The 6710-nt window shown below is 69.4% G+C and carries 8 protein-coding genes; 3 read left to right on the top strand and 5 right to left on the bottom strand.

All coding sequences use genetic code 11. The features are described from left to right. The 3 genes from BST28156_RS26955 to BST28156_RS26945 form a co-directional block, all read left to right on the top strand. Positions 1-470, top strand: a 470-nt coding sequence (locus tag BST28156_RS26955; RefSeq protein ID WP_254596428.1) for an AIR synthase-related protein, incomplete at its 5' end; no start/stop codon positions are given. Beyond that, positions 460-1002 (top strand): phosphatidylglycerophosphatase A family protein, encoded by a 543-nt coding sequence (locus tag BST28156_RS26950; protein WP_174903802.1) that lies wholly within the window; start codon positions 460-462, stop codon positions 1000-1002. The genes BST28156_RS26955 and BST28156_RS26950, both read left to right, overlap by 11 nt. 35 nt (positions 1003-1037) lie before the next feature. Then, positions 1038-1538, top strand: a complete 501-nt coding sequence (locus BST28156_RS26945; RefSeq protein ID WP_060244900.1) for a CinA family protein — start codon at positions 1038-1040, stop codon at positions 1536-1538. Between the two features lie 16 nt (positions 1539-1554). Here the strand turns inward: BST28156_RS26945 and BST28156_RS26940 are convergent, their stop codons facing one another. The 5 genes from BST28156_RS26940 to araH form a co-directional block, all read right to left on the bottom strand. Continuing rightward, positions 1555-2613: an HAD family hydrolase gene (locus tag BST28156_RS26940; RefSeq protein WP_174903801.1), complete on the bottom strand. Its 1059-nt coding sequence runs from the start codon at positions 2611-2613 to the stop codon at positions 1555-1557. A 242-nt stretch (positions 2614-2855) separates the two neighbouring features. Further along, entirely contained in the window at positions 2856-3698 is an 843-nt protein-coding gene (gene pyrF, locus BST28156_RS26935) for an orotidine-5'-phosphate decarboxylase (RefSeq protein ID WP_060244896.1), read from the bottom strand. A gap of 39 nt (positions 3699-3737) precedes the next feature. Beyond that, positions 3738-4799, bottom strand: a complete 1062-nt coding sequence (locus tag BST28156_RS26930) for an aldose 1-epimerase (RefSeq protein ID WP_174903800.1) — start codon at positions 4797-4799, stop codon at positions 3738-3740. Between the two features lie 54 nt (positions 4800-4853). Beyond that, the gene (locus BST28156_RS26925; RefSeq protein WP_060244892.1) at positions 4854-5651 is read right to left on the bottom strand and encodes an SDR family NAD(P)-dependent oxidoreductase; all 798 of its coding nucleotides are present in this window, start codon (positions 5649-5651) and stop codon (positions 4854-4856) included. A gap of 24 nt (positions 5652-5675) precedes the next feature. Next, a complete protein-coding gene (gene araH / locus BST28156_RS26920) occupies positions 5676-6689 on the bottom strand; it encodes an L-arabinose ABC transporter permease AraH (RefSeq protein WP_040126622.1) in 1014 nt (337 codons plus the stop codon). Positions 6690-6710: the final 21 nt, after the last annotated feature.

The following is a 6710-nucleotide window of genomic DNA, read 5'->3' as shown; positions in this document are numbered from 1 at the left end:
AATGGCGCGCCGGCGCACGCGAGGCGGCCGCGTTCCGGCAGGCGCTCGAGCGCCCCGAGCCGCGCGTCGCGCTCGGCCTCGCGCTCGCGGGCATCGCGCATGCGGCGCTCGACATCTCGGACGGCCTCGCCGGCGACCTGCAGCACATCCTGACGCGCTCGAACGTGCGCGCCGAGATCGATGCCGACGCGGTGCCGCGCTCGGCCGCGCTCGCGACCTTGCCGCCCGACGTGCAGCGGCGCTGCACGCTCGCGGGCGGCGACGACTACGAGCTGTGCTTCACCGCGCCGGCCGCGGCCCGCGCGGCGGTCGAGGCGGCCGGCGCGCAGGCCGGCGTCGCGGTCACGCGAATCGGTACAATACGCGCGTTGTCCGCGCCGTCGGAGCGGCCCGCGATCGCGTGGCGCGACGCTGCCGGCGCGCCCCTGGCCCTCACGTTGCACGGCTTCGACCACTTCCATGCAGACTGACCCGACGCCCGCGCAGGCGCACGAGCCCGGCGCAGCGCAGCCCGCGCCGCAGCGCGCGACCGTGCGCTTCATGCTGTCGCATCCGGCGCATCTCGTGTCGCTCGGCTTCGGCAGCGGGCTCGCGCCGCTGATGCCCGGCACCTTCGGCTCGCTGCTCGGCTGGCTAAGCTTCGTCGCGCTCAATCGCTATCTGACGGTGCCCGAATGGTGGGCGCTGATCGCGCTCGGCTTCGTCGCCGGCACGTGGCTCACCGGTTTCACCGCACGCAGGATGGGCACCGCCGATCCCGGCCCGGTCGTCTGGGACGAAATCGTCGCGATCTGGCTCGTGATGCTGTTCGTCACGCCCGCGACCTTCGTCGGCCAGCTGTGGGCGTTCGTCGTGTTCCGCTGCTTCGACATGCTCAAGCCGCCGCCGATCCGCTATGTCGACCGTCGACTGAAAGGCGGGCTCGGCATCATGGTCGACGACCTCGTCGCCGCGTTCATGACGCTGCTCGTGATCGCGCTGTGGCGCTCGGTCGTCGGCTGACCCGACCGATTTCCCACTTTCGTTTCCCGACGCGCATGCCAACCGATTCCGTCGTCCACCAGCTTGCGATCCGCGCAGGCAACCAGCTGCGTGACGAGCACCTGATGCTCGCCACCGCCGAATCCTGCACGGGCGGGATGATCGCCGCCGCGATCACCGATATCTCCGGCAGCAGCCAGTGGTTCGAGCGCGGCTTCGTCACGTACTCGAACCAGGCCAAGAGCGAAATGATCGGCGTGCCGCCCGACCTGATCGAAAAGCACGGCGCGGTCAGCGAGCCGGTCGCGCGCGCAATGGCCGAAGGCGCGCTGCGCAACAGCCGCGCGCAGGTCGCGCTGTCGGTCACCGGCATCGCGGGCCCCGCGGGCGGCAGCGAGAAAAAGCCGGTCGGCACCGTGTCGTTCGCGTGGAGCAACCGGCTACATACCGACGTCGAGACGCTCGTGTTCAAGGGCGATCGCGAGCAGATCCGCACGCAGGCGGCCGCGCATGCGCTGCGCGGCCTGCTGAAGCTGCTCGACGAACGCGAGGGCTGACGCACGGGATGCCGGCCTACTGAATCGCGTCGGGCTTCACGACGATCCAGTTCTTGTCGGCCGTCACCGGCAGCCCGAGCGACTTCTGCTGCGCCGCCGATTCGTCCGACCACGCGCGGATCTGCGCCATCTGCTTGTCCTTCTTGTTCACCCACACGCGCACGCCGCCGCGCGCGACGTCGGTCGCGTTCAGCAGCATGTAGCCGTCGGATGTCGGCGTGTCGCCCGCGACCAGCACCGGCTTCTTCCACTGGTCGATCCAGCCGACGATCGAGCCGAGCTTGCCTTCGTACCACGTCATCGGATTCATCAGGAACGGCGTGATCACCAGGCTGCGGTTCGCGGCCTCGTCGTACTTGCCGGCCTTGATCTGCAGCCGCGACGTCGTCAGCGCACCGGTCGCCGGATTGCGCAGCAGCGTCGTCACGCCGATCACGTGCTCCGGCTTCACGTTGTAGCCGTACTTCGGGTCGGACAGCACGAGCCGCGCGAGTTCCTCGTGCGCGGCCGTCATCACGTAGACGTCGATGCCGTTCTCGCGCAGCGCGTTGTACAGCTCCTGCATCCCGCGGAAGAAGCGCGGCGGGTTCACCGCGCCGTCGACGACCTTGTCGCCCTGCCAGTAGCGGATCGGAATCGGCTTGCCGTCGGCGAGCATCGCGTCGATGTGACGCTTCAGGTCCGCGAGCGACAGCCCCGCGAACGCCTGCGCGATCCACGGATAGCAGACCAGGTCGTCGATCTCGCAGAGCCGGTAGTAATAGCTCGTCAGCGATTCCTTGTAGTCGGCCGAGTCCTTGAACGGAATCAGCTTCAGCGATGCATCGAGCGTGTCGCGCGTCAGCACGCCGCGGTTCTCGAGATACGGCAGCAGCGATTCCTCGAGGTCGTAGCGGTAGGTCGTGTTGTCGGCGTCGAACACCGCGTAGTCGCCGCGATGCGCGTGCGCGGCGATCATCGCGTTCAGCGCCTTCGCGCTGTCGGCCGGCCAGTGCGCGAGATCCGCCGCGTGGGCGACCGTCATGCACAGCGACGCGGCGAACGCGGTCAGAAGTCGGGGAAACAGCTTGGGCATGGCGTCGCTCCTTTCTTGACATTTTGATGACGGATCGATGACAAGCGGCAGCATCGCGCGATTGCCGCGCGGGCATGCGGTGCGGAAGCGACGGGAAATTGTCCGCGCGCGCCAGCGCGGCGGAATTCGGCGGAAGGAAAGAGCGGCGCGGTTGGGCGCGCCGAGATGCGCCCGCTGGCGTCGAGACGAGACACCAGCCGGGGACACCAGCAAGGCCGCCCCGGCGGACGGCCCTGCCCCGATCAGCGATGCGCGTTGATCGCGTCGCGGGTCTTCTGCGCGGCGAGCGCCGCGGCTTCGGCGAAGTCCTCGCCCTTGCTCGCGTACAGGATCGCGCGCGACGAGTTGATCATCATCCCGGTGCCGTCGGTCGTGCGGCCCGCGCCGACGGTCGCCTGCACGTCGCCGCCCTGCGCGCCGATGCCGGGGATCAGCAGCGGCATGTCGCCGACGATGCCGCGCACGATCTCGATCTCCTTCGGGAACGTCGCGCCGACCACGAGGCCGAGCTGGCCGTTCTTCGCGTTCCACTTGTTCGCCGCGAGATCCGCGACGACCTGGTACAGCGGCCGGCCCGGATGGCCGGCTGCGTTCGTCTCGAGGAACTGCAGGTCGGAGCCGCCCGGGTTCGAGGTGCGGCACAGCACGATCACGCCCTTGCCTTCGTGCTCGAAATACGGCTCGACCGAGTCGTAGCCCATGTACGGGTTCACCGTGACCGCGTCCGCGCGATAGCGCTCGAACGCCTCGCGCGCATATTGCTCGGCGGTGCTGCCGATGTCGCCGCGCTTCGCGTCGAGGATGACCGGCAGGCCCGGATGCTGCAGGTGGATGTGCGCGATCAGCCGTTCGAGCTGGTCTTCCGCGCGATGCGCGGCGAAATAGGCGATCTGCGGCTTGAACGCGCTCGCATAAGGCGCGGTCGCGTCGACGATCTGCCGGCAGAATTCGAAGATCGCATCGGGCTGGCCGTCGAACTGCACGGGAAAGCGCGTCGGCTCGGGATCGAGGCCGACGCACAGCAGCGAATTCGTGCGTTGCCACGCGGCGCGCAGCGATTCGATGAAAGTAAGCGGGGAAGACATGGCGGATACTCGCGGCAAACCGTTGGTAGACCGCGTATTTTACCCGCGTCGCCGGCGCCCCTCGCGCGCGGCGGCGCCGTTGCGCGGATCGGCGCGCCCGACGGTGAACGCGAAGCGCCGCGTCAGCCGTTCGCCCGGCGCGAGCAGCGTCATCCCGTGCGCGGCCGCGCCGCCCGGCAGGTTCACCGCATTGATCGGATGATCGACCGGCTCGAAACAGAAGAAATCCTCGCCGGGCGGCGTATACAGCACGTACGCGTCGGCGTCGGCCGAGATCGTCAGCGCAAGCCCGCGACGCGGCCAGCTCACCGTCGCGTGGCCGCCCCAGCCGGTAAACGCGTGATTGACGAGCGTCGCCGGCAGCGGATACGCAACGCCGAACTGCCAGGCCGGCGGCACGCTCACGTGCCGCACCGGCAGGAAGTCCGCGCCCGACAGCCACAGGCCGCCCGCCGCCGCGGCCAGCTCGGTCGCGTCGTCGCGCACCAGGAACGGATGCACGCCGAGCCCGAACGGCAGGCGCGCGCGGCCCGCGTTCTCGATCGTCAGCGCGATCGACAGCGTCGTATCGTCGAGTTCGAACGACTGGATCGCGCGATACGCGTACGGCGCGCCGCTCGCGCGATCGAGCGACAACTGCAGCGTCGTGTCGGTCGCATCGTCGAGCTGCCACGCCGCCAGCCAGCCGTCGCCGTGAATCGGCAGCGGCTCGTCGCGGCGATTGCGCGGCACCGCGACGCTGCGCCCGTCGCATTCGAAGCGCGCGCCGCCGATCCGGTTCGAGTACGGCAGCAGCGGATAGCACGCGAGCTCGTTCGGGTCCGCCGCCGTTTCCGGGTGCGCGCAGCGGCGGAACACCGGTATCAGCGCGCCGTCGTCGCGCCGCCAGTCGAAGCGCGCGATGCCGCCGCCGAGATGCGGCAGCACGTCGAGCCGCAGCGCCGCGTTCGACAGCGTGACGGCCGCCGCCTGCGCGGCGCCGACGCCCTGCGCGAACGCGGCGGTCTGCGGGCCCGGGCTGACCGGCTGGGCGGCGGCCGCCAGCCGCGCACGGCGCGACTGGCTGGTGGACGACGATGCGCGCGCGGACGTGGCGGTCATGATGAACTCCTTTGCTTCGTCGAAGAAACGATACGGGTCGGTGCGGGCGGCGAATCAGGCCCAGCCGCCGTCGACGATCACGTCCTGCGCGGTGATCATCCGGCTGTCGTCGGCCGCGAGGAACAGCGCCATGCGCGCGAGATCGGCCGGCAGCAGCTCGGCGTCGAGGCACTGGCCGGCCTTGATCGCCGCGCGGCCGGCGTCGTCGAGCCACAGCCGGCGCTGCTTGTCGGTCATCACCCAGCCGGGCACCAGCGAATTCACGCGGATCCCGAACGGGCCGAGGTCGCGCGCGAGCCCGCGCGTGAGGCCCTGCACGGCCGCCTTCGCCATCACGTAGACGGGATAGCCGCCGTTCTTCAGCATCCAGCTGATCGAGCCGAGATTGACGATCGCGCCGCCGCCGAGCTGCTTCATGTCGTCGATCACGGCCTGCGCGGCGAAGAACTGGTGGCGCAGGTTGACCGCGATGCCCGCGTCGAACGATGCGGGCGTCACGTCGCCGATCGCGTGGCGCGCGTCGTTCGCCGCATTGTTGACGAGCACCGCGATCGCGCCGATCCGTGCGCGGATCGCGTCGATCGCATGGCGCAGCGCGTCGATGTCGGTCAGGTCGCACGCGATGAACAGCGGCGCGTGGCGCGCGTGCGCGAGACGTTCGGCCAGCGCCGCGCCCGCCGCCGCGTCGAGGTCGACGAACGCGACGCGCGCGCCCTGGGCCGCGAAATGCTCGACGAACGACGCGCCGATGCCGGTGGCGCCGCCCGTGATCAGCACCGCGCGATCCTCGAGGCTCGGATAGCGCGCATAGCGCGCGGCGTCGAGGTCCGGCGCGGAAGGGTCGATGTTCATGCGGGTCGTCTCCGTGGAATCGGCTCAGTCGCGTACGCCGCGGTTCTTCAGCTGGTCGAGCAGCACCGCCGCGAGCAGGATCGCGCCGCGCACGAGGTACTGGTAGAACGCGTCGATGTTCAGCAGGTTCATCACGTTCTCGACGGTGCCCATGATCAGCACGCCGATCACGACGCCCGAGATCGTCGCGCGGCCGCCCATCAGCGACACGCCGCCGAGCACGCACGCGGAAATCACGTTCAGCTCGAAGCCCTGCGCGGCATTCGGCTGGCCCGACGTGATGCGCGACGCGAGGATCACGCCCGCGAGCGCGGTCACCGCGCCCTGGATCAGGAAGATGTAGACGCGCGTGCGTTCGACGTTGATCCCCGCGAGCCGCGACGCTTCCGGATTGCCGCCGATCGCGAGCGTGTTGCGGCCGTATACGGTCTGGTTCAGCAGCACGCCGAAGCCGATGAAGCACAGCAACGTGACCCAGATCGGCAGCGACACGCCGAACATCGTGAGGCCGCCGAGCGCGATGAACGTATCCGACGACACGCCGACCGCCTGCCCCTTCGACACGATGAAGCCGAGCCCGCGCACGATCTCCATCGTCGCGAGCGTCGTGATCAGCGCGTTGATGCGCAGGTACGCGATCACCGCGCCGTTCACGAAGCCGATCGCGGCGCCGGCCGCGACCGCCGCGACGATCGCGACGAAGGTGTTGTCGGTCGCGTTCAGCACCATCGCGCACAGCACGCCGGAGAACGCGACGGTCGAGCCGATCGACAGGTCGAAGTCGCGCGACGCAAGGCAGAACATCATCGTGCACGCGACCATGCCGATCTGCGAGATCGACAGCGCGAGGCCGAGCATGTTGTCGATCGAGAAGAAGTGATCGACCGTCAGCGACATCGTGATGAACATCACCGCGAAGATCGCGATCAGGCTGTATTCGGTGAGGTGCTGCCACCACTTCTGCCGATCGCCCTGCGGCACCAGCGCATCGGCCGAAGGCTTCACGGCCGCGCTGGAGAGGTTTTCGTTGACTTGCATGATTGTGTCTCCTGCTCCTGC

Source organism: Burkholderia pseudomultivorans (assembly GCF_902499075.1).
GTDB classification, from domain to species: domain Bacteria; phylum Pseudomonadota; class Gammaproteobacteria; order Burkholderiales; family Burkholderiaceae; genus Burkholderia; species Burkholderia pseudomultivorans.
The sequence above is the reverse complement of the archived record's forward strand: the minus strand, read 5'-3'. Positions and strand labels throughout refer to the sequence as shown.